A 20,900-nucleotide genomic window follows, 5' to 3' on the forward strand; every position below is an offset into this window, starting at 1 on the left:
TGCGACAGTCCGATACGGCCTCGCTCGTGTCCGCACTGACCGAAGCGACGCCGGTGGTCCGGTTGCTGGCGCTGACCCAACTCGCGTTCAATATCGGCTTCTTCATGGTCGTCCCGTACCTCGCGGTGCACCTGAGCCAGGACTTGGGCTTATCGGCAGCGGTTGTGGGCGCGGTACTGGGCTTGCGGACCTTCGCCCAGCAAGGCATGTTCTTCATCGGCGGTCTGCTCGCCGACCGCTGGGGCGTCCGTCCCACCGTGCTGGCGGGCTGCGCCCTGCGCATCGGTGGATTCGTCGGCCTAGCCGGTGCCGAATCGCTCGAAATGGTCCTCGTGGCAGCAGCTTTCACCGGATTCGCGGCGGCCCTGTTCTCGCCCGCGGTGGAATCCGCCGTCGCGGTCGAGGCCGGCGAAAGCGAACGGGCCGGTGGGCAGACCAGAATTGCCGCGTTCGCGCTCTTCAACGTGTGCGGACAGATCGGCAGTTTCACCGGCCCCCTGCTCGGCTCGGCGCTGCTGCTCGTCGACTTCCGCGCGGCCTGCCTCACCGCTGCCGCGGTGTTCGGCTTCATCCTGGCCGCCCACTACCGTTGGCTGCCATCGGCAACGGCCGCGCCCGAACCTTTGACGGCAGGCATCCGAGATGTGCTGGCAGACAGGCGCTTTCTTGCCTTCGCCTGTCTCGCCGGCACCCAGCTGATCGCCTACAACCAGCTCTACCTGCTGCTGCCGCTGGAAGTCGAGCGCGTATGGCGGTCCCAATCACCGGTCGCCTAGCTTTTCGCGCTGTCAGCGATTCTCGTGGTCACCGTTCAATTGCCGATCACCGAGCGTCTACGAGCGGTCGCCGCGCATCGCGTTATCCCGCTGGGCTACGCCCTGATCGGATCCGGCTTCGTCCTGGTAGCGGCGGCCCAGCCCTTCGCCCTCACCGGAGTCCTCGGTCTGCTCCCGGTCACTCTGTTCGTCATCGCCCTCACCACCGGCCAGATGATCGCGATGCCCGCGGTCCGAGACCAGATCTCGAGAATGTCGCACGGCCGCCGGCCGGGCGCCTACTTCGGATTCTTCGCCTCCGTAGGCGGCGTCGGAGTGCTGGTGGGCACCATCGTCCTCGGCCGGATTATCGACTTCGCCCCGCCCGCATCCACCCACGCCGTCCTCCCGTGGATCGTGGCCGCCGCCCTGCCGTTCGCCGGAGCGATCGGACTCCGCCTTGCAATCCGAGGCTTCCCTCTAGAAAAGGAACTCGATGAGTAACGAACCTGTGGTGCGCGGAGGTCGTCGGCCGCGTGGGTTCAGTTCGGCCGTGGCAGGGGTGGGAGCTCCAGGTTTTCCCGGAAGGTGGTGGTGTGCGGGCCGTTACCGGCGATGCCGCGGCGGCGGAGCTCCGGGAGCAGGCCGTTGAGGAGGAAGTCGCGGGTGCGGGGGTCGTCCAGGCCGCCGAGGCCGATGAGGTCGAGAACGCCTGCGGTGTAGCGTTCTTCGATCGCGTCGGCGAGCTGTTCGGGGGTGCCCGCGGCGGCCCAGTGGCCGGTGTCCTTGGCCGCGATGATCAACTCGCGCAGCGTTTTTCCGGATCGGGCAAGGTCGGCGAAGATCTGGACCCGGCCGCGGCGGCGGTTGACCGAAGCCGGTTCGGGCAGTCGATGGTCGGGAATCGGCTTGTCCAGGGGGAGATCCGACAGGTCCACCTCGCCGCCGAGCATGTCTTCGAGTAGCCGCCGCCCGGTTTCGAAGTCGGTGGCCTCCGCGCGCTCGCGCACCAGTCGCCGCACCTCGCACTCCGACGCGCCATAGGTGGCGTGCAGTGAGCTGAATATCAGCGGGAGCCCGTCGGGGCGTCCCAGTTCGGCGGCGCGGGCCCGAATTCGCTTGGTGTAGGTGACCGCGTCCTCGAGCGTCGCGAGTGAGGTGAAGACGACTTCGGCGTGCCGCGCGCCGAGTTCGAGCCCGCCCTCGGACTGCCCGGCCTGGAACTGCACCGGTCGCCGCTGCGGCAGCGGCGGAATGTTCAGCGGACCGCGCACGGTGAAGAACCGCCCCGCGTGCTCGATGGGCCGCACCGAGTCCGCGTCGAGGACGACCTCACCGTGTGCGCCGGTGGTCAGCGCGCCCGGTCGCCAGCTGTCGAACAGCGCGTTGACCACCTCGATCGATTCGGCGGCGCGCGCGTAGCGTTCCTCGGGACTGGGCAGGTCCTGATCGCCGTAGTTCTCCTCGCCCACCGACGAGGTCACCGCATTCCACGCCGCGCGACCGTTGCTGACGTGGTCGAGCGTGCCGAACAAGCGCGCCAGGTTGTACGGGTGATGAAAGGTGGTCGTGACCGTCGCGATCAGGCCCAGGCGTTCGGTGACCGCGCTCAGCGCCGACAGATATATCAACGGCTCCTGCGCGCCGATCGCCCCCTGCGCCCCGAAGCTCAGCAGGTCGGCGGCGAACAGCGCATCGAACCCGTTGGCCTCCGCGACCTCGGCGATGGCGACCGCATCGGCGAGAGTGGACCGCGACGGGTCGAGCGCCGCGGCATACACGCCCGGCGATCCACTCACTCCCGTAACGATTTTCAGCTTGCGGCGGTTTCCGGAGATGTCGGCCATTCCGCCGACGCTAACCGGCCCGCCGCCGCTGATCACCGGTTGTAATCAGCGAGAGCTGAGTCAGCACGCATCGACCGCTCCGCTCGCGGCTGTTCTGCGCGATGGTTGGCGATCCGAACCGGCTGTCAGGACGGGGAAGTCGCTCCGGTGGGCTGCGCGGAGCGCGACCTTGTCGATTTTGCCGACCGCGTTCTTGGGGATGGCGTCGACGACGATGAACGAAGTCGGGCGTTTGTAGGGGGTGAGGTGCCGGCCGCACGCGTCCTTCAGCGCCGCCGGATCGATGGTCGTGCCCGGCTTCGGTTGCAGGTATGCGACGACGATCTCGCCCCACTTTTCGTCGGGGACGCCGATCACCGCGGCCTCCAGGACCGACGGATCGCCGGCCAGGACATCCTCGATTTCCTTGGGGTAGATGTTCTCTCCGCCACGGATGATCATGTCTTTCGAACGTCCGACGATGGTCAGGTAGCCGTCCGCGTCGAGGTGGCCGATATCGCCGGTGTGCAGCCAGCCGTCGACGATGACGCGGGCGGTGTCCTCGGGGCGGCCGAGATAGCCGCGCATGACGTTGGGGCCGCGCACCACGACCTCCCCGTCGGCTCCGGTCGCCATTTCGGCTCCGGACTCGTCGACGATACGAATCTCCTGGCCGGGGAAGGCGATTCCCACCGTCCCGGCGCGCCGAGGTCCGTCGAGCGGGTTGAGGGTTGAGCCGCAGGTGCCCTCGGAGAGTCCGTAACCTTCGACGAGCGGGAACCCGAACCGGGCTTCGAAGCGGTTCAGCAATTCGGCCGAGGCCGGTGCCGCGCCGCAGATCGCGAATCGCAATGATGTGGTGTCGGGCCGGATTTCGGGCGGGAGCGCGGCGAGCATGCGGTAGATCGTCGGTACGCCGCTGAAGAAGGTGGGGCGCTCTCGCTCGACGAGGTCGAAGAAGGTGTGCGGATCGAACCGGCCGGCAATTACGACGCTGGCTCCGGCCAGCAGTGGCGTGAGGATGCTGACTACGATGCCGTTGACGTGGAACAGCGGCAGGATCAGCAGGCCACGATCGTGCTGTTTCATATCCAGGGCCGCGATCCCCATGGCCGTCATCGCGTCGAGATTGGCGTGGTCGAGCATCACGCCCTTCGGTACGCCGGTCGTGCCGCTGGTGTAGATGAGCAGGGCCAGCGCGGACGAATCCGATTGCGGCTCATAGTCTTCCCTGGGTACAACAGTCGAGAGGTCGTGCGCCGCCAGAGCGGGCACACCACCCACCGAGAGGACGTCATCCTCGACGACGATCAAGCGGGCGCCGGAATCGTCGAGCTGGCGCAGCACCTCGGTGTCGGTCAGGCTCGGGTTCACCGGTGTGACGGCGGCGCCGAGCCGCCAAGCCGCGAACAGCAGAACCACGAACTCGACGCGATTCTGCAACCGGAGCGCCACGACGTCACCGGGGCCGATTGCGAACTGCACCAGATGATGAGCGGCGGCCCGAACACGCTCCAGCAGTTGGATATTGGTGAGCGACTGCGAACGGTCGGCGACCGCGGGACCGTGCGGGTCCAGGTCCGCGCGGTGGTCGGGGAGCGAGGCAAATTTCATCGCGGGATCTACCTACTTCGATTCGACCCGATTCGACGATGAGCCGACCGGTGTGAGTGGCCTGGTGAGGTGACGGGTCAGGAACTCGATCTGATCGGTGACCAAAGCCTCGAAGGCATCGCCGAGGTAGAAATCGAAATGACCGGCGTCGTAGGTTTTGATCTCGCCCCGTGGTGCGGGTTTCGCGTATCGGAGCGTCTGCGCGGGTGGTGTGACGCTATCGGTGTTGCTGACGCAGAAGAGGATCGGGATGGTGACCTTCTTCGCCGACCGCCCCGGCCGATATGCGGCGATGGTCGGAATGACCCGCGCCGCGGCCTCGTTCACGAACGTCATCCCGGCGGGAATCAACGCCTGATAGCCGGGCAGCGCGTCGGGTGCGTGCATCAAGGCCAGCGAACCAGGGGAGCCGGCCAGCGGAATCGTCACCGGGGCACGGCCCAGCAGCATCGCCGTCAGGTCGCGTGCGAGTACCGGAGCCAGTTTGAGCGTGGCGACCGGGCCGAGCGCGACCGCGGAGGCCAGGCCGTCGGTGAACGGGCACTGAGCGACGGCCGCCCGCAGTTCCGGATGGCGCGACGCGACCGTGATGGCATGGCCACCACCGAATGAACTGCCCCACACCGCGATCCGGGTGCCGTCGACGTCACGACGGGCCCGCACATAGTCGATCGCGGCATCCCAGTCGGCCAGCTGCCGCTTGATCGACAGCAGCTGGCGTGGTTCGCCGCCGCTGTCACCGAAGTGCCGGTAGGTGAAGGCCAGACAGGCGATGCCGGCCTGAGCGAAACGCTCGGCGAAGGCATCCAGGCGCATCTCGCGGGTCGCGCCGAGACCATGTCCGAGCACCACGACCGGTGGGGCGACGACGCCGGTGGGAAGGTAAAGCCATGCGGCGCAATGGGTATCGCCGGAAGTGAAGAAGACGTCCTGACGGGAGAAGGACTTCGCACCAGTCATAGCTGTTTCACCTACCGCTTGTCGAGCGACGCCCGGGAACGATGCCGTCTTCGAGCGCTTGCTTGTAGATATCGGGGTTGTAGAGGGGGAGTTCACCGTCGGCCTCGGTGCTCGCCAGGTAGTCGAGCATCAGCTGCTGGCCTTCCCGCGACAGCGCGGTGCCGAGAAACTCGGTGCGCTCGACGTGCAGGCCCTCGGTCAGCGACATCGACCCGCCGAAATACACCGCGCGCTTGATGGCTTCGACCGATCTCTTCGTCCGGGAGCCGAAATGCGCTGCGAGTTCGACCGCCCGCTCGATGACCTGGTCCTGGGGGACGACGTCGTCGACGGCTCCGTTGGCCAAAGCCTGCGCCGGCGTGAACGGCTTACCTTCGAGGATCGCGACCAGGGACCGGTGTGTTCCGATCAGTCGCGTCAGGCGCTGGGTGCCGCCGCCGCCCGGCATGATGCCCAGGAGTACTTCCGGTTGGCCGATGAAGTAGTCGCCATCGGCCATCACCCGAATATCGTTGGCCCAGGCGAACTCCGCGCCGAGGCCGAGGGCCGAACCGTTGAGGGCGGCGACGAAGACGACGCCGCTGCGGTTCATCCGCACGAAGGTGGAGTGCAACCGCTCGAGCTCGACCGCGGGCCCGAGCGGGGTGCGGTTCACCAGTGGCTCGAGGACCCGGGCCCGGTCCACGTTCTTGGCCGTCCGGGCGACGACGGCGGCGCCGAACCGGTTGACCGGTGGCACCGCCGCGCCGCCCTCCTGGAGCCAGCGCACATCGGCGTGACTCACGAACCGCCCCGGACGCGCGCCGGTGAAGACGACGGCGTGCACGTTCGGGTCGCGGTCCGCGCGATCGACCAGTGCCTCCAGCTGGTTGGAGATCTCGAGCCCGAACAGGCTGTGCGGACCGCCGTCGACGCGTGCGATCAGAACGGAGCCGCGGTCCTCGATATCGAGATGCCCTTTGGTGTGTTGTCTCATCGCTCTGCCTCCGGGGTGAGCATTCTTGGAATCGGCGGGCCGAGCGAGGGCCGGCCGTGCTGATAATAACGAAGTTACAGAACAAGCATAACGAAGTTACAGGAAGTATGGCAATAGCCGGGGTGATACCGCGGCCGTCAATCCCGAGGTGCTGCTCCCGGCAGGAGTTGCTCCTGTCGACCCAGTGCGTCGATCTCTCGTTCCAAAGTCGGAACCGACTTGGCCGCAAAGCGTTTCGTCCAAGGCCACGCCATCGGTGAATTCAGGATTTCTTTCGCGAAGTTGGTGGCGGCCGCGGCTCGCGGTACGTACACGCGGCTGCGGCGGCGTGCGAGTGCTTGCTCGCGCCGTAGGGGGACATGCCGGGCAACGGCAGGAACGACAGGGCCGATGGGACCACCGGGACGTGCCCGCGGGTGTGATCGAGGTGGGGCGTCGCGTGCTGGCAAGAGTGTCTCGCGAGCACCCTTCCGATCGAGTGCCGGCGTGCTATGCCGTGACGTTGCCGCCCAGGCCGACAAGCAGATTCACCGTCATGGGCTGCAAGATCTGGGTTACGGGATTGGGAATCTGGGCGAAATGATCGCCCGCTTCCAGCATGATGAAACCGTGCACGCAGCTCCAGAGCTGGGTGGCGATGGACTCCGGATCCTGTTCGCGGCGGACGCGGCCGCTGTCGACGAGTCGAGCGCAGGCGTCGACCAAATGCGTATAGGCCGCTTGAAAGTCGGGGGACCGTCCGCTCGCCCCCGCATGTGAGGTTTGCAGCGGGCGATAGCTGCCGCGCGTCGAGAGTCCGAACATCAGGTCGTACAAGTGCGGATTGTCTTGTGCGAAGCGGCGATAGGTCAGCGCCATGGCGAAGAGGTCGGCGACCGGATCCTCGCTCGGGGGCGTCGCGACCAGGGCTCGGCCGAGGTCTCGGAACCCTTGATCGACCACGGCTTGGAACAGCTCCGGCAATCCGCCGAGGTGGTAGTAGACCGCCATGGTCGACATCCCGGCGGCCTCGGCGACGGCTCGTGCCTTGATCTGCGTCGGCCCTTGCTCCGCGAGCATCTTCGTGGCCGCCGCGACCAGCCGTTCGACGATCTGCTCCGGAGTCAATCGGGCTGACGGTTCCTTGCTGGGCTTCGGCATGGAACGGGCACCTCCGTCTTCGAACGATCAGATATCTGAAACGAGGTTATAGGCCGCCTTGCGCGCCGCGAGATAACGAAGTTATAGTAATGCTGGTCGGCACTCCGAGGAAGGGACGGACATGAAGGCATTCGTCGTCGCGAAGTACGGCAAAGACGGCCTCCGCGCGGCCGAGATCGCCGAGCCGCAGGTCGGCGCGAACGACGTCCTGGTCCGGGTGCGGGCCGCGAGTATCAACCCGCTGGACAAAATGGTCCGCGACGGTGAGTTCAAACAGCTGCTGAAGTACAAGACCCCCTTCGTGCTCGGCCACGATGTCGCCGGTGTGGTGACCGAGGTCGGTGCGGGCGTCCGAGACTTCGAGGTCGGCGACGAGGTGTACGCCCGCCCGCGCGATCTGCGCATCGGCACTTTTGCCGAGTACATCGCCATCGACGAGAGCGACGTCGCGCCGAAACCGGCGTCGCTCACCGCGCACGAAGCCGCCGCCGTCCCCTTGGTCGCGCTCGCCGCCTGGCAGATCCTGGTCGAGCAGGCTCAGCTCCAGCCCGGACAGAAGGTTCTCGTGCACGCGGGCGCCGGCGGCCTCGGATCGACCGTGATCCAGCTCGCCAAATACCTTGGGGCGCAGGTGGCGACCACCGCGAGCGGCGCCCGCGCGGAACTCGTCAGCGATCTCGGTGCCGACATCGTCATCGACTACACCAAGCAGGACTTCTCACAAATCCTCTCCGGCTACGATCTCGTGCTGGATTCGCTCGGCGGCGAGAACCTGTTGAAATCGCTCACCGTGCTGAAGCCCGGCGGCCTGGCGATCGGCGTCACGGGCCCGCCCGATTCCCGATTCGCCGAGCAGCTCGGCGCCCCCGCGCCCTTCAAGCTCGTGATGTCGTTCCTGAGCCGAAAGGTACGCGGGGCTGCGAAGAAACTCGGTGTGCGCTACTCGTTCTTCTTCATGCGGGCCAGTGGCGCTCAGCTGCGCGAGCTGGGCGCCCTCTACGACGCGGGCCATCTCCGTCCGGTCCTCGACTCGACCTTCCCGTTCGATCGAACCCTCGACGCGATGGCTCATGTCGAGAGCGGAAAAGTCAAGGCCGGCAAGGTCGTAGTCACGCTCGACTGAGGTGAATGCGGTAGCTTGCTGCCGAATCGCCGGTTATGACCTACCACCCATAGGTCACGACCTCCCATCGCAGCAGTGTGCCCGGGGTATCGCAGTGCGCCCAGGACTGCTGAGCGCCCCACGCCTCCGGACCGCGGCGTTCGTAGGTGGCCCAGCTGCTGCCGAACCATCCCCACCAATACCGGCACTCGATCTTCACGTGGTGCCACCCGAACCAGTAGCACGCCGAGTAAGCCGAAGTGTTGTTGACCGGATACGCGGCGCATTCCGGCTGCCACGGCTGCGCTTGCGCGGGCGCGGCGCCCATCACGATTCCGGAGCCGAGCAGCGTAGCTGCCGACAGGCTCACCAGCATTTTCTTGAACGAACCCATCACGACCTCCAGCGTGGGGCTCGAAGCCCCCGACCCTGACAGGCCCACGCACAATTCGAAATTCGGCAGGACGCGGCGCGCCGCCACGCACCACCCTTACGTGATGTAAGTCACAATCCGATGGTTTCGCGTTACAGGCCGGCTATCGGCGATGTGCGGCCCGGTAGCGGCTGGGTGCCATGCCGTGATAGCGGCTGAAGGCTTTGGACAGGGCGAATTCCGAGGTATAGCCGACGGTTTCGGCGATCGCGGAGAGGGAGTCGCCGGAATCTCGAAGCTTGCGGGCGGTGATCTCCATGCGCCAGCGAGTGAGGTAGGTCAGCGGCGGTTCGCCGACCAGGAGGGTGAAACGCCGGTACAGGGTTGCCCGCGAGAGGCCGCACTCCTTCGCGAGGAGAGCCACGGTCCATGCTCGTTCGGGCGATCGGTGCATCAGGCTGACCGCGGCCGCGACGGGTTCGTCAGCCAAGGCGTGCAGCCACGCGGGTCCGCCGAGCGTGACGCCGTCACCGGCTGCCCAATGCCGAAGGATATGAACGAAGAGTATGTCGACGAGGCGATCGGCGATGGTCAGTGCGCCCGGGTGCGGGTCGCTGAGTTCGGTGGTGAGCATGCGCAGCACCTCGGCGACGTCGCGTCGTTGGGTGGCGAGGTCTTCAAGCCAGAGCACGGGCGGCAGCCGCACCATGGGGTGGGACGAATGCGCATCGAAGCGATATCCGCCGCAGACGATCCGCACTGTCGGTCCCGGACCGGGCAGATCCATGACAACGGCCGGGCCGGAGCCGAATTCTTCCGCGAGCACATCGAACTCGGTGGTCGGCCCACTCGGATGACTCGCCATGACATGGCCCGCGCCCTGGGGGAGCAGCACGAGATCACCCGCGCTGAGCAGTAGTGGCGGCCGGCCCTCCCGCCGCAACCAGCATTCGCCCTCGACGACGTAATGGAAAGCGGCGATGGGCAATTCGGGAAAACGGATGCCCCAGGCGCGACCTGCGCGGACCACCGCGGCAACCGTGCCGCCCATCTTCGTTGCGGCAAGCACGTCGGCAAGGACATCCACAGCGGCACCTTACCCCCGCGGTGAGACGAACGAGCATGAAAGTAGAACACACAGGTATGTTCGTCTCACCTTGGGCCGGAATAGCGTGTGGACATGCGTTCAACCACCGTGTTTTCGCTGCCGGCCGTCGGCAAGCGGACCGTCAATTCCTTTCTCCTGCAAGGAGAACGCCCAGTCCTGATCGACACCGGTGTGCCCGGCACCGGCCCCAAGATCCTGGAGCGGGCCGCAGCGCTCGGCATCCGCCCCTCCGACATCGCCGCGATCGTCGTCACCCACGGCCACATCGACCACTTCGGTTCGGCGGCGTTCCTGCACCGAACGACCAATGCGCCGATCATCGCCCATTCCGGCGATCTCGGCGCCTACCAGCAGGGCCGCATCGCCAAACCGTTGGTGCCGACCGGCCCCTTCGGCTGGCTGTTCGGGAAAACCCCTGTGCCGCACGCCCACACCGAGCCCTTCGTCCCCCACGTGATCCTCGACGGCCCCACGACACTCCGAGAGTACGGAGTCGCCGCACGGATCCTGCCCACGCCCGGGCACACCCCGGGCTCGATCTCGGTGCTCACCGACGACGGCGACCTGATCGCCGCCGACCTGATCGCGGGCCGTTTCCTCGGCCTGCTCAGCGCACCGGCCAACCCACCCTTCCACGACGACCGCGGCCGCAACCTGGCAAGCCTCAACGCCATGCTCGACCTCGGCCCGACCACGGTATACGTCGGCCACGGTGCACCGCTGCCCGCAGCTCGAGTCCGCCGATGGGCGCGCCGCGAGCAACGCCGCCTCGACAGGCTCCCGGCCCGTGACCGCCCGGAGGTCCGACGGGCTGACGCGACCGAGCCGCGTTCTCGATCATAAAATTCCCGGCAAGGAGTTACATGACTACACTCGCGACCGCTTCGCCCGCCTGAAGCGCCTTACCTTCGCCTGAACAGCATGCTCGGCTCGCGGGCCCGCTCACCAGGTTACGAATTGCTGTCGGAGGCACGGAGTTTCGCCAGCAGGGGTGCGGCGGTTTCGGACAGGAACTGCTCTTGGAGTTCGTCGCCGACCTGGACGAGGGCGATGTCGGTGAAGCCTGCTTCCTGGTAGGGGCGGACGGCGGACACGATGGCGTCCAGGTCCGGGCCGCAGGGGATCGATTCGGCGACGTCCTGGGGGCGGACGAACTGGGTGGCGGCGGCGAACGCGGCGGGGGTGGGGAGGTTCGAGTTGACATCCCAGCCGCCGGAGGACCAGCGGAATTGTTCGTGGGCGCGCTGGATTGCCTTGTCGCGGTCGGTGTCCCAGCTGATCGGGAGCTGGCCGGTCACGCGAGACGACGCCGGTTGATCGGGGCGGGCCTGGTGCCAGGATCGGACGAGATCCGGTTCGGGGTCGGTGGCGATCATTTGGTCCGCCAGCGGGGCGAATCGGGTTATCGAGCGCGGGCCGGATACGGCTACGGCGATGGGCACCGGGTGGTCGGGCAGGTCCCAGATCTTGGCGGCGTCGACGCGGTACCAGTGGCCGTGGCGGCTCACCGTGCCGCCGGACAGCAGGTCGCGGATGATCTCGATCGCTTCGGCGAGGCGGTCCTGGCGTTCGTCGAGTCCGGGCCAGCCGGCGCCGATGACGTGCTCGTTCAGGCTTTCGCCGCTGCCCAGGCCCAGGGTGAAACGGCCTTCGGACAGGATCTGGAGGGTCGCGGCCTGCTGGGCCACCACGGCGGGGTGGTATCGCATGGTCGGGCAGGTCACGTAGGTCATCATCGGGATGTGGCTGGTCGCGTGGGCGACGGCGCCGAGAGTGGTCCAGGCGTGCGGGGCGTGGCCTTGTTCCTCGAGCCAGGGCGAGTAGTGGTCGCTGCTGACCAGGAAATCGAAGCCGGCGGCTTCGGCGGCGACCGCGTAGGAGACGAGTTCTCGGGGGCCGCTCTGCTCGGTCATCAGGGTGTATCCGAATCGGGTCACTGGGGCGTCCTTCCGGTCGGTCGGGCAGATACTTCTCGGCTACCCGTCTTCGGCCGAGTTATCGGGGTGAGCGCGAAGCGTGTCGGCGGCGGCTTCCGATCGTGTTGCGGCGCGGGGCGGGCCTTACGGAGGGATGATCGTGCGCATGGTCTTTTCACGATCGGACGTGCGGCTCATCGGTTTGGCCGGGGTGGTGGTGGCGGGAGCCGCGGTCACCAACTATGCGGAGGTCGGGGGAACGGTCGTGCCGTTCGCCGCCTCCGGGGTCGCGCTGGCGCTGCTGGCCGCGTTGGTGGGGCGCAGTGTCGAGCAGGTGGGGGAGCGGCTGGGGGCCGGAGCCACGGGGGTGGTGCAGAGCGCGCTGGGGAATCTGCCGGAGCTGTTCGTGGTGCTGTTCGCGTTGAAGAGCGGGCTGTACGAGGTGGCGACGGCGACGATCGTCGGTTCGATCCTCGCCAACGTGCTGCTGGTGCTGGGGCTGGCGTTCATCGCGGGTGGCGTGAAGAACGGGGTTCAGCGTTTCGACAGCGCCGCGGCCCGCCGGCTTTCCCTGATGTTGACGCTTTCCGTTGCGGCCCTGGTGATTCCGGCGCTCACCGCCTTACTGCACACGCCCGCCGCCGGCCATGAGCGCACCCTGTCGATCGCGGTCTCGGTGCTGCTGCTGCTCCTGTTCGGCCTGTCGTTGCCCGCCGCGATGAAACGCCAGGAACAACCCGCGCCCGACGCCGCCGAGTCCGAAAAGCCTGCGCCCCCGCAACATTCGGAGCCGCGCTGGCCGCTGTGGCTGGCGGGCACCATGCTCGCCGTCACCGGAGTCGCGGCCGCCTTCGTATCGGATTGGTTCGTCGCCGCCCTCACCCCGGCCATGGATTCCTTGCACATCTCCCAAGCCTTCGCCGGTCTGGTGATCGTCGCCATCGCCGGCAACGCGGTGGAGAACGTGGTCGGCATCCAGCTCGCCTACCGCAACCAGCCCGACCACGCCCTGTCGGTCATCCTCCAGAGCCCGATCCAGATCGCCATGATGGTCGCCCCCGCCTTGGTCCTGCTGTCTCCACTCGTCGGCGCCTCCTTCACCCTCGTTCTACCGCCGTTGCTCCTGGTGTCCCTGCTGCTGGCGGTGGTAGTGACCGTGGTGGTGGTCCTCGACGGCGACTCCAACTGGCTCGAAGGCGCGGCCCTGGTCACCTTGTACGCGATCACGGCGACGGCATTCTGGTGGGGCTGACCGGCGATGCAGCCGAAGAATTGCTGTGACGGTGGGTAGCAGAAACAGCGGTGGTGTGACACGCTGAACCGGTATTGCAGCGACCACTGAAGGTGCGGGTGTCGACGATGACCGATGTATCCGTTCGCGAGCCGGATGGGGTGTCGAGCGATCCGGGCCGGATCACCGCGTTCCGGCGCGGTGACCTGGTTTTTCCGGTGCTCGACACCGGGCCGCTCGATGGCACGCCGGTCTTGCTGTTGCACGGGTGGCCGCAGGATTCGCGCAGCTGGGCGGAGGTCGCGGAGCTGCTGAACGAAGCCGGGTACCGGACCTTCGCGCCCGATCTGCGCGGAGCGAGCGCCACGGCGTCCCCGCGCTCACGCTGGGCGTACCGGCTCGAGGAACTCGCCGGTGACGTGCTGGCGATGGTCGAGCAGATCGGCCGGCCGGTGCACGTGGTCGGCCACGATTGGGGCGCGGCCGCGGGCTGGGCGGCCGCGACGGCCGGACACTCCGGAATGCTTTCGCTCGCAGCGCTTTCGGTACCGCATCCGGGCGCGTTCGCGCGGGCCATGGTCACCACTCGGCAGTCGATGGCGTCCTGGTACATGTACGTCTTCCAGCTGCCCGTACTGCCCGAACTGATGGTGCGCACCGGGCTGTTCCGCCGGATGCTGAAGCAGACCGGGCAATCCCCGGCAGTGGCGCTGCGTGACTCGGATCGCTTGCGCGACAGGGTGATCGCGCGCGGCGGCCTCAATTGGTATCGAGGCATGCCGATCTCCTCACCTCGGATGCTGCGCGCCCGGGTCGCGGTACCGGTACTACAGCTCTGGAGCGACGGCGATACCGCGGTGCTCGAACACGGTCCGCGGCTCACGGGCCGTTATGTCGACGGCCCGTTCCGCTTCGAGGTGGTTCCGGGTGTCTCGCACTGGCTGCCGGACGAAGCGCCCGCGCCGGTCGCCGCCCTGCTGATCGAGCATTTCGCGGCGAGCGGCGCGGCGGGCGACTGACCCGAAACCTGGCCGACTCCGCATGTCGCGCTGCGATAAGCGAACTACACGGTCGTTCTTAAGGTCCCGCACCTACGGTCGGCGCACGGCGTGCGCGAGGTGGGGAGGATCCGATGGCGGAGACGGGTGTGGCCGAGGTGGCCGAGTCGTCGGACGACACGACACCGCAACCCGGCGGGCAGGAGGGTGCCGAAGGGTGGCGGCCGGCGACTCGTATCGGATTTCGTTTCGGAGTCTGCTATTTCGGGCTCTTCGGAGTGGCCGGGGTGCTGGGGATGGTGCCGATTCTGTTGGCGGGGATGGGGATCGACGCGGGGTGGGCGTCGGTGCTGGATGTGCTGACCTCGGCGCGGACGCCGATCGAGTGGGCGGCCACTCATGTGCTGGGGTTGCGGGTGACGAGTACGCAGGTGGGGAGCGACAGCGCGTATCAGTGGACGGCGCTGTTTCTGATTGTGGTGATCGCGGTGGCGGCCACGGGGGTGTGGTCGGTGCTGGATCGGCGGCGGCTGCGGTATACGCGGCTGTACGGGTGGTCGCGGGTGGGGTTCCGGTTCGTGCTGGCGATCGCGATGTTCTATTTCGGGATGGCCAAGGCGATTCCGACGCAGATGCCGTTCGTGTTGAACAGGCTGGTGGAGCCGTTCGGGAATTTCAGTCCGGAGGGGGTGCTGTGGTCGCAGGTGAGTGTGTCCACGCCGTATCAGATCTCACTCGGGGTGGCGGAATTGCTGGCGGGGGTGCTGTTGGTGGTGCCGCGGGCGGCTACGGCGGGAGCGCTGCTCTGTGCGGTGGATATGACGCAGGTGTTCCTGCTCAACATGACCTACGACATTCGGTTGAAGACGGTGTCGGCGCAGTTTCTGCTGTTGAGCCTGTTTCTGCTGGCGCCGCATGCCAGACGGTTGTCCGTGGTGTTGTTCTCCGACCGCGCCGCGCCCGCGATCCGGTCGTATCCGCTGTTCGATTCCGCGCGGGCTGACCGGATCGCGCTGATCGCTCAACTGGTGGTGGGGGTGACGCTGTTCGGTTTGATCGGTGCGCAGAACTGGCGGCAGTGGCGTAACCCGGTGCCCGAGCTGTACGGGATCTATCAGGTGGATGGCTTCTCTTCGGAGGGTTATGCCCGCGATCCGCTGCTGACCGATGAATTGCGTTGGCGGCGAGTCGTTGTCGATCGGCCCTTCCATGTCTCCGATCCGGTGGTGCTCACCATTCAGCACATGGATGATTCGTTCGAGATGTACGGCGGCACCATCGATCCGAAGCGGCACTTCATCGACCTGCATCACCGGATCGCCCTGGGCACCTACGAGGAGACGCCGGTGCATGTGCGGCTCACCTATTGGTGGCCCGGTCCCGGCCGCATCATCATCGATGCCGACGACTACGACGGGCATCGCATCCACGCCTCCTTCACCGAGCTCGATACCGAGTCGTTCCCGCTGTTGGAGCGCGGGTTCAGCTGGGTGCAGGAGCAGCCCTACAATCGCTGAACTAGGTTGCGTCGAGCACGCTTACGGCGACCCCGTAGGGCAGGAACCGCACCCGCCGGGTCGCGTCCGTATTGTCGCGGTGCGCGCGCAGGGCCTCGAGTTCGCTCGGGAAGACCTGATCCACCCTGGCCCCGCCGTCCTCGTCGAGGGTGTAGATCGCCCATACCCCGCTGCCGGTCTCGCCGGCGGTGTCACCCTCGGGCTTGGCCGTGCGCGGCCGTTCCGGCTGCACGAACTGCCCCAGCAGCCCGGCGAGGGTGTTCAGGCTGGTGCGGTCGACGTATTCGGCGGCTTTGCCGAGCAGGTCCCGCATCTCGATTCCGGCCTCGCGCAGTGCGCGTTCGAAATCCTCCGGGTCGATTCCGAAAGGTCCATTGGTTGCCATCGCATCTTCTTCCCGCGGCCGAATCCAGCGTTCGCCCCCAGTGTCCTCGCGCGGTCGGCCCCGCGCCACGTTCGCGTCGCGCCGGATGGGACGAATGCGGCGTCGAATCGCGGTGGCGCGCCGACACTCGGGCAAGATCCGGGATTCTCGCGAACATGTGGCAACCTATCCGGTGCTTCAGCGAAGGCTGGATTTGTGGATCGAGGAGCGGTGTATGGCGAAAATGGGTAGGCGGAAGCGGTCCAGGCTCATCACTCAGGGTCTGCTGACTTCCGGTAAGACGCGTCCCGAGGGTAAGAAGCAGCCGGAACCGGTGGCCGCGAAGCCGGCGGAGGCGCCGAAGCCGGTGGCCGCAGCGGTCGCTCCGGCGGCTGCGGGCGAGCCGGATATCAAGGCGCTGGCGGAGCGGGTGAAGGCGCGCCGTAAGGAAAACGGCTGGACGCAGGCGGATGTGGCGCGCAAGGGCGGTCCGGCCGCCGGCGCGATCAGCCAGATCGAACGCTGCCTGATGGAGTCCCCGGCCGCGGATGTGCTGGAGAAGCTGGATACGGCGCTGGAATGGCCGGCCGGTACCGCCGACAGCATCCTGAAGGGTACGGCGGCCACACTGGTCGGCGCCGCGGGCTGACGGTGTGGAACAAGGCCCCGGCCGGAATCCCGTTCGGGGCCTTGTGAATTGCTACGTGTGTGCCGCGCCGTCGATGCGGATCTCGGTGCCGCTGATGAAGCGGCCGTCGTCGGAGACCAGCATGGCGATGACGCCCGCCACGTTCTCGGGTCCGGCCAATTCCTCCGGATTGTCCTGCGGCAGTACCGCGATCAGGCGACCGAACAACGACCAGTCGGAATCCTGGGGGAGGTAGCCGGGGGTCGCATCGGTGATGCCGGACTTGATGCCGCCCGGCGCGACGCTCACCGCGCGCAGCCCCTGCTTGCCGTACTCCAAGGCCAGCACATGGGTCAGCGTCTGAATGCCGCCCTTGCTCGCCGAGTACGCCGCCATGTACGGGTGCGCGAAATTGGCGGAGGTGGAGCTGAAGTTGACGACGGTGCTGCGCGGGTTGGCCAGCAGCGCCGGCAGCGCCTCGCGGATCACCAGGAAGGTACCGGTGAGGTTGACGTTGATGATCTGGTTCCACAGTTCCAGGGACGTTTCGTGAGTGTGCGCGGCCCGCAGGATGCCCGCCGCGTTCACCAATGCGTCCAGCCCGCCGAGCGATTCGATGGCGCTCGCCACGCCCGCGACCACCTCGGCCTCGGCGCCGATATTCATTTCCAGGGTGGTCAGCCGCCCGTCGGTGCCCGCCTCGGCCGCCTGCTTGCGGGTCAACTCGAGGCCCTCGGTATTGACGTCGGCGCCGGCGACGATCGCGCCTTCGGACAGCAGTCGGAGAACGGTGGCCTGGCCGATGCCGGATCCGGCGCCGGTTACCAGAATGCGGCGCTGTTCGAGACGGTTCATGGATCACTTCCTGATCGGTGGAGCTAGTTTCTGTCACACTATGCCAAAAATGGCACTCCGCGCCATCAAATGTTTTCGCCCTCGGTACAGTGCCCGGATGAGCAGCGAGCGAAATCGCGCCGGGCGTCCGGCGCTGAGCGAGACCCGCCGCGCCGCCACCCGCCGGCAGGTGGCGATGGTCGCGGCGCACCTGTTCATCGAAAACGGCTACACCGCAACGACTGTCGAGGAGATCGCGGCGGCCGCGGGGATGGGGCTGCGCACCTTCTACCGCTACTTCGCCGGCAAGGAGGATGTGGTCGCGCCGCTGCTGGCCATCGGCACCCAGGCGTGGGCGGACGAACTGGCCGCGTGCCCGCCCGAACTTCCACTGCGCGAGGCGCTGGGCCGGTCCTATCGCACCGCCACCGCGGGCGCGCTGGCCGCGGAGGGTATCGCGGAGAACCGATTGCGCCCGCTGGTCCGGGCCGCCACCCAGCTTCCCGCGCTGCGCGCGACTTGGCTACGCGTGCAACACGATTGCGAAACCCAGCTGATCCCCATCATCGCCGCCCGCACCGGCCGCCCCGCCGACGATCTCGATGTCGCGCTCGCCGCCGCCATGGCCAATACGGCCGTCCGCCTGGCCACCGAGCTCTGGGCGGCGGGCGATCGAGCCGGCTCCGCCGCGGACGTCGTCGATACCTGCCTCGCCCGGATCACCTCGACCTGGTGACCTCGTCCGCCGGCTACTGCTCGACGCGCTCGTGGATAGTGAGCAGCAGGTGGTCGAAGAACGACACGATCTCCGGGGCGGCGGCGGGCACGGTCGGCAGTTCGCGGATCAATTGTTCGGCGAGCGTGCGCAATTTGACGTTGGTCTCCTGCGAGCGCCAGGTCAGGATCTTGAACGCCTGATTGGCATTGATGCCGTACATGCGCATCAGCACGCCCTTGGCCTGTTCGATGACCGCGCGCGCCGCGATCAGATCCGGCAGGCGTTGATCGAGCACATCGCGTTCGGCGTCGGCGATGGTGCCCGACAGGTCGATATAGAAACCGGTGGTGCCGACGGGGTTTCCGACCTCGTCCAGAATGCGGTCGGCGACCACCATGACGGTGTGCTCGGTACCGACCGCGTCGAGGAAGCGGTGCCGGCTGGAGAACGGTTCGCCATGATCGATCGAACGGGCGATGGCCGCCGCGACGTGCTCGCGGTCGTCCGGATGTTTGTGTGCCAGCAGCAGTTCGGTGGTCGGCTCGATCTCGTCGGGCAGATACCCGTGCATCCGGTACAGCTCCGGCGACCACTCCCAGCGCCGGGACTCGAACCAGAAACGGAAGCTTCCGGTCTGCGTGCGGGTCATCGCCTGCCCCTCGGTTAGGATATCTATGCCCAAAAGAACAGATTTCTTATAGCACCACCGAAAGATGGGTGCAAGACTGTGAGTGGAGTCTGTTCGGATCGAGGAAGGATCGGTGGTGTCGGGATCGCAGCAACGTTCACATGAGAAGGGGTCACCACCCGACGCGACGCGCGGGGTCTACAGCATTTCGGTGGTGGCCGAACTGACCGGCATCGGCGCTCAGACCCTGCGGCTGTACGAACAACACGGCCTGCTCGCCCCCGCCCGCAGCGCCGGCGGCACCCGCCGCTACAGCGGTGACGACCTGGCCCGGGTGCGGCGCATCGGCCGATTGGTCGAGCAAGGGGTCAATCTGGCCGCGATCGGCCGCATTCTCGAGCTCGAAGACGCCAATTCCGAGCTGCACGCGGACAATCGGCGACTGGAAGCCGACAACCAGCGCTTACGGCGAGAAAATTGAATAGCACCGGCACGCCGGAGGTGTGAACCGGGCCGGAAACGGGCACTCTTCCGACAGGGTCGAGCAGTCTGCCCAGTCTCGCGGATGCACCGTGGAGGCGTTTCGTCGGCGTACGGCCGCGTGCCGGGCGCCACACATGGGCTGAGGTCCTGATCATGACCGATTTCCGAAGTACCAGTCGAGTGTCCGCCACCGGCGCCACCCCGACCTGCGTGATCGCCGGTGAAATCGATATCCGGACCGTCGAAGGGTTCCGGAGCACGCTCCTGGGCGCGCTACGCTCCGGCGAGCCCGCCATCGTCGACCTGACCCGGGTCACCTTCTTCGGCGTCGCGGGTCTGCGGGCCCTGGTCGAGGCGCGCGATTACGCTGCCGCGCAGCAGATTTCGATGTGGATCATCGGATCGCACTGCGTCGAGCGGCTGCTCGTGGTCGCGGGCTTGGGCGACGATTTCGGCATCCGGCGGTAATCGGCGCGGATCCCGCCCGCTCCCGCAGATCGCGCAGGATGCGGGCGAGGATCCGCGAGATCTGCATCTGTGAAATTCCCAGTACCGCGGCGATTTCGGTCTGCGTCTTGTCCTGGCCGTAGCGCATCACCAGGATGGCGCGATCGCGTGGCGGCAGGTCCGCGAGCAACGGCCCCGCGATGATCGACTCCTCCATCAGGTCGTAGCCGGGATCCTCGACGGCGAGGCCGTCCACCGGCGCCAGCGGCTTGTCGGCCTCGTCATCGAAGGCGGCCCGGGTGTCCAGGGATTCGGTGGTGTAGCTGTTGGCGGCGATCAGCGCCTGGGTGATCTCGGTCAGCTCGGCGCCGGTCGCCTCCGACAGCTCCCGGGCGGTCGGCTGCCGGCCCAGTTGCTGCGACATATCGGGGATCACCGTGGTCAGCCGCTGCTGGAGCTCCTTGAGCCGCCGCGGTACCCGCACCGCCCAGGTGCTGTCGCGGAAATAGCGTTTGACCTCGCCCATGATGGTGGGAATGGCATACGCCAGGAAGGTCGCGCCGTTGCCCGGATCGAACCGGTCGACCGCCAGCACCACCCCGACCGCCGCGATCTGATTCAGATCCTCGAATTCGACGCCGCGCCCGGCATAGCGGCGCGCGATGTGCGCGCCCAGCGGCATGCACTTGCCGATGACCTCCGCCCGCAGCCGCGTGTGCTCGGCGCTGCCCGCCTCCAGGGCGGCGAGTTTGTCCAGCCAGGGCTCGATATTGTCGTACGAATCGCCGCCTCTTCGACGTTCGGTGCTGCCGGACACTGCTGCGTTCTCATGCGACATATCGTTTTCCTCAACCGGGACAATGAAATTGGCGTACCTCGGCCAATACCCAGGCCGCCCGGAAGGAAACCCGTGGCGGCCGGTCAGGAGCGGCCCAGCGCTCGCGCGAGCTGGGCTTTGTTCATCTTCGACCGGCCTTCGATATTGCGTTGCCGGGCCTCGTTGTAGAGCTGATCGCGGGTCAGGCCCTTGGGACCGCTTTTCCCGGAGCGCTGCCCGCCGCGCTGTTGCGGCGACTTGTCCTTGATGGAGCTGCGGCTGGCGGTCTTGGTCTGGCCCTGCTGGGCGCGGTTCTTGTTGACGGTGCGAGCGGCGATCTCCTCGGCCCGGTCGGTGTTCTCCCCGCGCTCCTCGGCCGAATCCTTGATGTGCTTGTACTGCCGTTCCTGTTTGGCTGTCCATTCCTTCGGCATGACGTGCCTCCTGATGGTTGTACGGCGTTAT

The 20,900-nt window shown here is 67.0% G+C and carries 24 protein-coding genes; 11 read left to right on the forward strand and 13 right to left on the reverse strand.

All coding sequences use genetic code 11. From position 1 onward, the window contains the following. Positions 1 to 26 precede the first annotated feature (26 nt). Positions 27 to 776, forward strand: a complete 750-nt coding sequence (locus tag NI1_RS39050) for an MFS transporter (RefSeq protein WP_245663032.1) — start codon at positions 27 to 29, stop codon at positions 774 to 776. A gap of 24 nt (positions 777 to 800) precedes the next feature. Next, positions 801 to 1,259 carry an MFS transporter gene (locus NI1_RS39055; protein WP_245663033.1) on the forward strand — a complete coding sequence of 153 codons (459 nt, stop codon included), beginning with the start codon at positions 801 to 803 and terminating at the stop codon, positions 1,257 to 1,259. A 38-nt stretch (positions 1,260 to 1,297) separates the two neighbouring features. Here NI1_RS39055 and NI1_RS02680 read toward each other — a convergent pair whose 3' ends face one another. The 5 genes from NI1_RS02680 to NI1_RS02700 all read right to left on the reverse strand — a co-directional run bounded on the left by NI1_RS02680 (position 1,298) and on the right by NI1_RS02700 (position 7,271). After that, the gene (locus NI1_RS02680) at positions 1,298 to 2,602 is read right to left on the reverse strand and encodes an NtaA/DmoA family FMN-dependent monooxygenase (protein WP_067813680.1); all 1,305 of its coding nucleotides are present in this window, start codon (positions 2,600 to 2,602) and stop codon (positions 1,298 to 1,300) included. A gap of 60 nt (positions 2,603 to 2,662) precedes the next feature. After that, positions 2,663 to 4,195, reverse strand: coding sequence for a class I adenylate-forming enzyme family protein (locus NI1_RS02685; protein ID WP_067813682.1), 1,533 nt, complete (start codon positions 4,193 to 4,195; stop codon positions 2,663 to 2,665). A 12-nt stretch (positions 4,196 to 4,207) separates the two neighbouring features. Then, positions 4,208 to 5,155 carry an alpha/beta hydrolase gene (locus tag NI1_RS02690; RefSeq protein ID WP_067813684.1) on the reverse strand — a complete coding sequence of 316 codons (948 nt, stop codon included), beginning with the start codon at positions 5,153 to 5,155 and terminating at the stop codon, positions 4,208 to 4,210. 7 nt (positions 5,156 to 5,162) lie between these two features. Then, positions 5,163 to 6,131, reverse strand: a complete 969-nt coding sequence (locus NI1_RS02695) for an enoyl-CoA hydratase/isomerase family protein (RefSeq protein WP_067813686.1) — start codon at positions 6,129 to 6,131, stop codon at positions 5,163 to 5,165. 489 nt (positions 6,132 to 6,620) lie between these two features. After that, a complete protein-coding gene (locus NI1_RS02700; protein WP_067813687.1) occupies positions 6,621 to 7,271 on the reverse strand; it encodes a TetR/AcrR family transcriptional regulator in 651 nt (216 codons plus the stop codon). Between the two features lie 121 nt (positions 7,272 to 7,392). Here NI1_RS02700 and NI1_RS02705 point away from each other — a divergent pair, with 121 nt between their 5' ends. Further along, a complete protein-coding gene (locus NI1_RS02705; RefSeq protein ID WP_067813689.1) occupies positions 7,393 to 8,394 on the forward strand; it encodes an NADP-dependent oxidoreductase in 1,002 nt (333 codons plus the stop codon). Positions 8,395 to 8,434: 40 nt separating this feature from the next. Here NI1_RS02705 and NI1_RS02710 read toward each other — a convergent pair whose 3' ends face one another. Both NI1_RS02710 and NI1_RS02715 read right to left on the reverse strand, forming a co-directional pair. Further along, positions 8,435 to 8,767, reverse strand: coding sequence for a hypothetical protein (locus NI1_RS02710; protein WP_067815151.1), 333 nt, complete (start codon positions 8,765 to 8,767; stop codon positions 8,435 to 8,437). A 142-nt stretch (positions 8,768 to 8,909) separates the two neighbouring features. Next, positions 8,910 to 9,833: an AraC family transcriptional regulator gene (locus NI1_RS02715; RefSeq protein WP_157534917.1), complete on the reverse strand. Its 924-nt coding sequence runs from the start codon at positions 9,831 to 9,833 to the stop codon at positions 8,910 to 8,912. A 93-nt stretch (positions 9,834 to 9,926) separates the two neighbouring features. Here NI1_RS02715 and NI1_RS02720 point away from each other — a divergent pair, with 93 nt between their 5' ends. After that, positions 9,927 to 10,697 carry an MBL fold metallo-hydrolase gene (locus NI1_RS02720; protein WP_067815154.1) on the forward strand — a complete coding sequence of 257 codons (771 nt, stop codon included), beginning with the start codon at positions 9,927 to 9,929 and terminating at the stop codon, positions 10,695 to 10,697. A gap of 107 nt (positions 10,698 to 10,804) precedes the next feature. On the opposite strand, the gene NI1_RS02725 is transcribed toward NI1_RS02720, so the two are convergent. Then, on the reverse strand, positions 10,805 to 11,791 hold the full coding sequence (locus tag NI1_RS02725) for a TIGR03557 family F420-dependent LLM class oxidoreductase (protein ID WP_067813693.1): 987 nt from the start codon (positions 11,789 to 11,791) through the stop codon (positions 10,805 to 10,807). A 145-nt stretch (positions 11,792 to 11,936) separates the two neighbouring features. Between NI1_RS02725 and cax the strand changes: the two genes are divergently transcribed. The 3 genes from cax to NI1_RS02740 all read left to right on the forward strand — a co-directional run bounded on the left by cax (position 11,937) and on the right by NI1_RS02740 (position 15,516). Next, positions 11,937 to 13,022, forward strand: a complete 1,086-nt coding sequence (gene cax, locus NI1_RS02730; RefSeq protein ID WP_067815157.1) for a calcium/proton exchanger — start codon at positions 11,937 to 11,939, stop codon at positions 13,020 to 13,022. A gap of 107 nt (positions 13,023 to 13,129) precedes the next feature. Next, positions 13,130 to 14,020, forward strand: a complete 891-nt coding sequence (locus NI1_RS02735; RefSeq protein ID WP_067813695.1) for an alpha/beta fold hydrolase — start codon at positions 13,130 to 13,132, stop codon at positions 14,018 to 14,020. Between the two features lie 113 nt (positions 14,021 to 14,133). Beyond that, positions 14,134 to 15,516: a DoxX family protein gene (locus NI1_RS02740; protein WP_067813697.1), complete on the forward strand. Its 1,383-nt coding sequence runs from the start codon at positions 14,134 to 14,136 to the stop codon at positions 15,514 to 15,516. Position 15,517: 1 nt separating this feature from the next. Here NI1_RS02740 and NI1_RS02745 read toward each other — a convergent pair whose 3' ends face one another. Beyond that, positions 15,518 to 15,901 carry an Rv0313 family protein gene (locus tag NI1_RS02745; RefSeq protein WP_067813699.1) on the reverse strand — a complete coding sequence of 128 codons (384 nt, stop codon included), beginning with the start codon at positions 15,899 to 15,901 and terminating at the stop codon, positions 15,518 to 15,520. Positions 15,902 to 16,115: 214 nt separating this feature from the next. On the opposite strand from NI1_RS02745, the gene NI1_RS02750 reads away from it, so the two are divergent. Continuing rightward, positions 16,116 to 16,529 carry a helix-turn-helix domain-containing protein gene (locus NI1_RS02750; protein ID WP_169815528.1) on the forward strand — a complete coding sequence of 138 codons (414 nt, stop codon included), beginning with the start codon at positions 16,116 to 16,118 and terminating at the stop codon, positions 16,527 to 16,529. Between the two features lie 51 nt (positions 16,530 to 16,580). Here NI1_RS02750 and NI1_RS02755 read toward each other — a convergent pair whose 3' ends face one another. Next, positions 16,581 to 17,363 carry an SDR family NAD(P)-dependent oxidoreductase gene (locus tag NI1_RS02755; protein ID WP_067813703.1) on the reverse strand — a complete coding sequence of 261 codons (783 nt, stop codon included), beginning with the start codon at positions 17,361 to 17,363 and terminating at the stop codon, positions 16,581 to 16,583. Positions 17,364 to 17,460: 97 nt separating this feature from the next. Between NI1_RS02755 and NI1_RS02760 the strand changes: the two genes are divergently transcribed. Beyond that, a complete protein-coding gene (locus NI1_RS02760) occupies positions 17,461 to 18,078 on the forward strand; it encodes a TetR family transcriptional regulator (RefSeq protein WP_067813704.1) in 618 nt (205 codons plus the stop codon). A 13-nt stretch (positions 18,079 to 18,091) separates the two neighbouring features. Here the strand turns inward: NI1_RS02760 and NI1_RS02765 are convergent, their stop codons facing one another. Next, a complete protein-coding gene (locus NI1_RS02765) occupies positions 18,092 to 18,709 on the reverse strand; it encodes a PAS and ANTAR domain-containing protein (protein WP_084522488.1) in 618 nt (205 codons plus the stop codon). A 115-nt stretch (positions 18,710 to 18,824) separates the two neighbouring features. Between NI1_RS02765 and NI1_RS02770 the strand changes: the two genes are divergently transcribed. Further along, a complete protein-coding gene (locus NI1_RS02770) occupies positions 18,825 to 19,169 on the forward strand; it encodes a MerR family transcriptional regulator (RefSeq protein ID WP_067813707.1) in 345 nt (114 codons plus the stop codon). Between the two features lie 155 nt (positions 19,170 to 19,324). Continuing rightward, positions 19,325 to 19,639, forward strand: coding sequence for an STAS domain-containing protein (locus tag NI1_RS02775; RefSeq protein ID WP_067813709.1), 315 nt, complete (start codon positions 19,325 to 19,327; stop codon positions 19,637 to 19,639). Here NI1_RS02775 and NI1_RS02780 read toward each other — a convergent pair. Both NI1_RS02780 and NI1_RS02785 read right to left on the reverse strand, forming a co-directional pair. Further along, positions 19,566 to 20,456 carry a SigB/SigF/SigG family RNA polymerase sigma factor gene (locus tag NI1_RS02780; protein WP_067813710.1) on the reverse strand — a complete coding sequence of 297 codons (891 nt, stop codon included), beginning with the start codon at positions 20,454 to 20,456 and terminating at the stop codon, positions 19,566 to 19,568. The two genes, NI1_RS02775 and NI1_RS02780, sit on opposite strands and share 74 nt — an antisense overlap. A gap of 83 nt (positions 20,457 to 20,539) precedes the next feature. Further along, entirely contained in the window at positions 20,540 to 20,869 is a 330-nt protein-coding gene (locus NI1_RS02785; protein WP_067813712.1) for a plasmid stabilization protein, read from the reverse strand. Positions 20,870 to 20,900 lie beyond the last annotated feature (31 nt).

This window comes from Nocardia inohanensis NBRC 100128, assembly GCF_001612945.1.
Lineage (GTDB): Bacteria > Actinomycetota > Actinomycetes > Mycobacteriales > Mycobacteriaceae > Nocardia > Nocardia inohanensis.

What these genes read in the sequence shown, in the direction of transcription:
- NI1_RS02680 (WP_067813680.1), bottom strand. Translation starts at nt 2,602, where the DNA reads ATGGCCGACATCTCCGGAAACCGCCGCAAGCTGAAAATCGTTACGGGA.
- NI1_RS02685 (WP_067813682.1), bottom strand. Translation starts at nt 4,195, where the DNA reads ATGAAATTTGCCTCGCTCCCCGACCACCGCGCGGACCTGGACCCGCAC.
- NI1_RS02690 (WP_067813684.1), bottom strand. Translation starts at nt 5,155, where the DNA reads ATGACTGGTGCGAAGTCCTTCTCCCGTCAGGACGTCTTCTTCACTTCC.
- NI1_RS02695 (WP_067813686.1), bottom strand. Translation starts at nt 6,131, where the DNA reads ATGAGACAACACACCAAAGGGCATCTCGATATCGAGGACCGCGGCTCC.
- NI1_RS02700 (WP_067813687.1), bottom strand. Translation starts at nt 7,271, where the DNA reads ATGCCGAAGCCCAGCAAGGAACCGTCAGCCCGATTGACTCCGGAGCAG.
- NI1_RS02705 (WP_067813689.1), top strand. Translation starts at nt 7,393, where the DNA reads ATGAAGGCATTCGTCGTCGCGAAGTACGGCAAAGACGGCCTCCGCGCG.
- NI1_RS02710 (WP_067815151.1), bottom strand. Translation starts at nt 8,767, where the DNA reads ATGGGTTCGTTCAAGAAAATGCTGGTGAGCCTGTCGGCAGCTACGCTG.
- NI1_RS02720 (WP_067815154.1), top strand. Translation starts at nt 9,927, where the DNA reads ATGCGTTCAACCACCGTGTTTTCGCTGCCGGCCGTCGGCAAGCGGACC.
- cax (WP_067815157.1), top strand. Translation starts at nt 11,937, where the DNA reads ATGGTCTTTTCACGATCGGACGTGCGGCTCATCGGTTTGGCCGGGGTG.
- NI1_RS02735 (WP_067813695.1), top strand. Translation starts at nt 13,130, where the DNA reads ATGACCGATGTATCCGTTCGCGAGCCGGATGGGGTGTCGAGCGATCCG.
- NI1_RS02740 (WP_067813697.1), top strand. Translation starts at nt 14,134, where the DNA reads ATGGCGGAGACGGGTGTGGCCGAGGTGGCCGAGTCGTCGGACGACACG.
- NI1_RS02745 (WP_067813699.1), bottom strand. Translation starts at nt 15,901, where the DNA reads ATGGCAACCAATGGACCTTTCGGAATCGACCCGGAGGATTTCGAACGC.
- NI1_RS02750 (WP_169815528.1), top strand. Translation starts at nt 16,116, where the DNA reads ATGGCGAAAATGGGTAGGCGGAAGCGGTCCAGGCTCATCACTCAGGGT.
- NI1_RS02755 (WP_067813703.1), bottom strand. Translation starts at nt 17,363, where the DNA reads ATGAACCGTCTCGAACAGCGCCGCATTCTGGTAACCGGCGCCGGATCC.
- NI1_RS02760 (WP_067813704.1), top strand. Translation starts at nt 17,461, where the DNA reads ATGAGCAGCGAGCGAAATCGCGCCGGGCGTCCGGCGCTGAGCGAGACC.
- NI1_RS02765 (WP_084522488.1), bottom strand. Translation starts at nt 18,709, where the DNA reads ATGACCCGCACGCAGACCGGAAGCTTCCGTTTCTGGTTCGAGTCCCGG.
- NI1_RS02775 (WP_067813709.1), top strand. Translation starts at nt 19,325, where the DNA reads ATGACCGATTTCCGAAGTACCAGTCGAGTGTCCGCCACCGGCGCCACC.
- NI1_RS02780 (WP_067813710.1), bottom strand. Translation starts at nt 20,456, where the DNA reads ATGTCGCATGAGAACGCAGCAGTGTCCGGCAGCACCGAACGTCGAAGA.
- NI1_RS02785 (WP_067813712.1), bottom strand. Translation starts at nt 20,869, where the DNA reads ATGCCGAAGGAATGGACAGCCAAACAGGAACGGCAGTACAAGCACATC.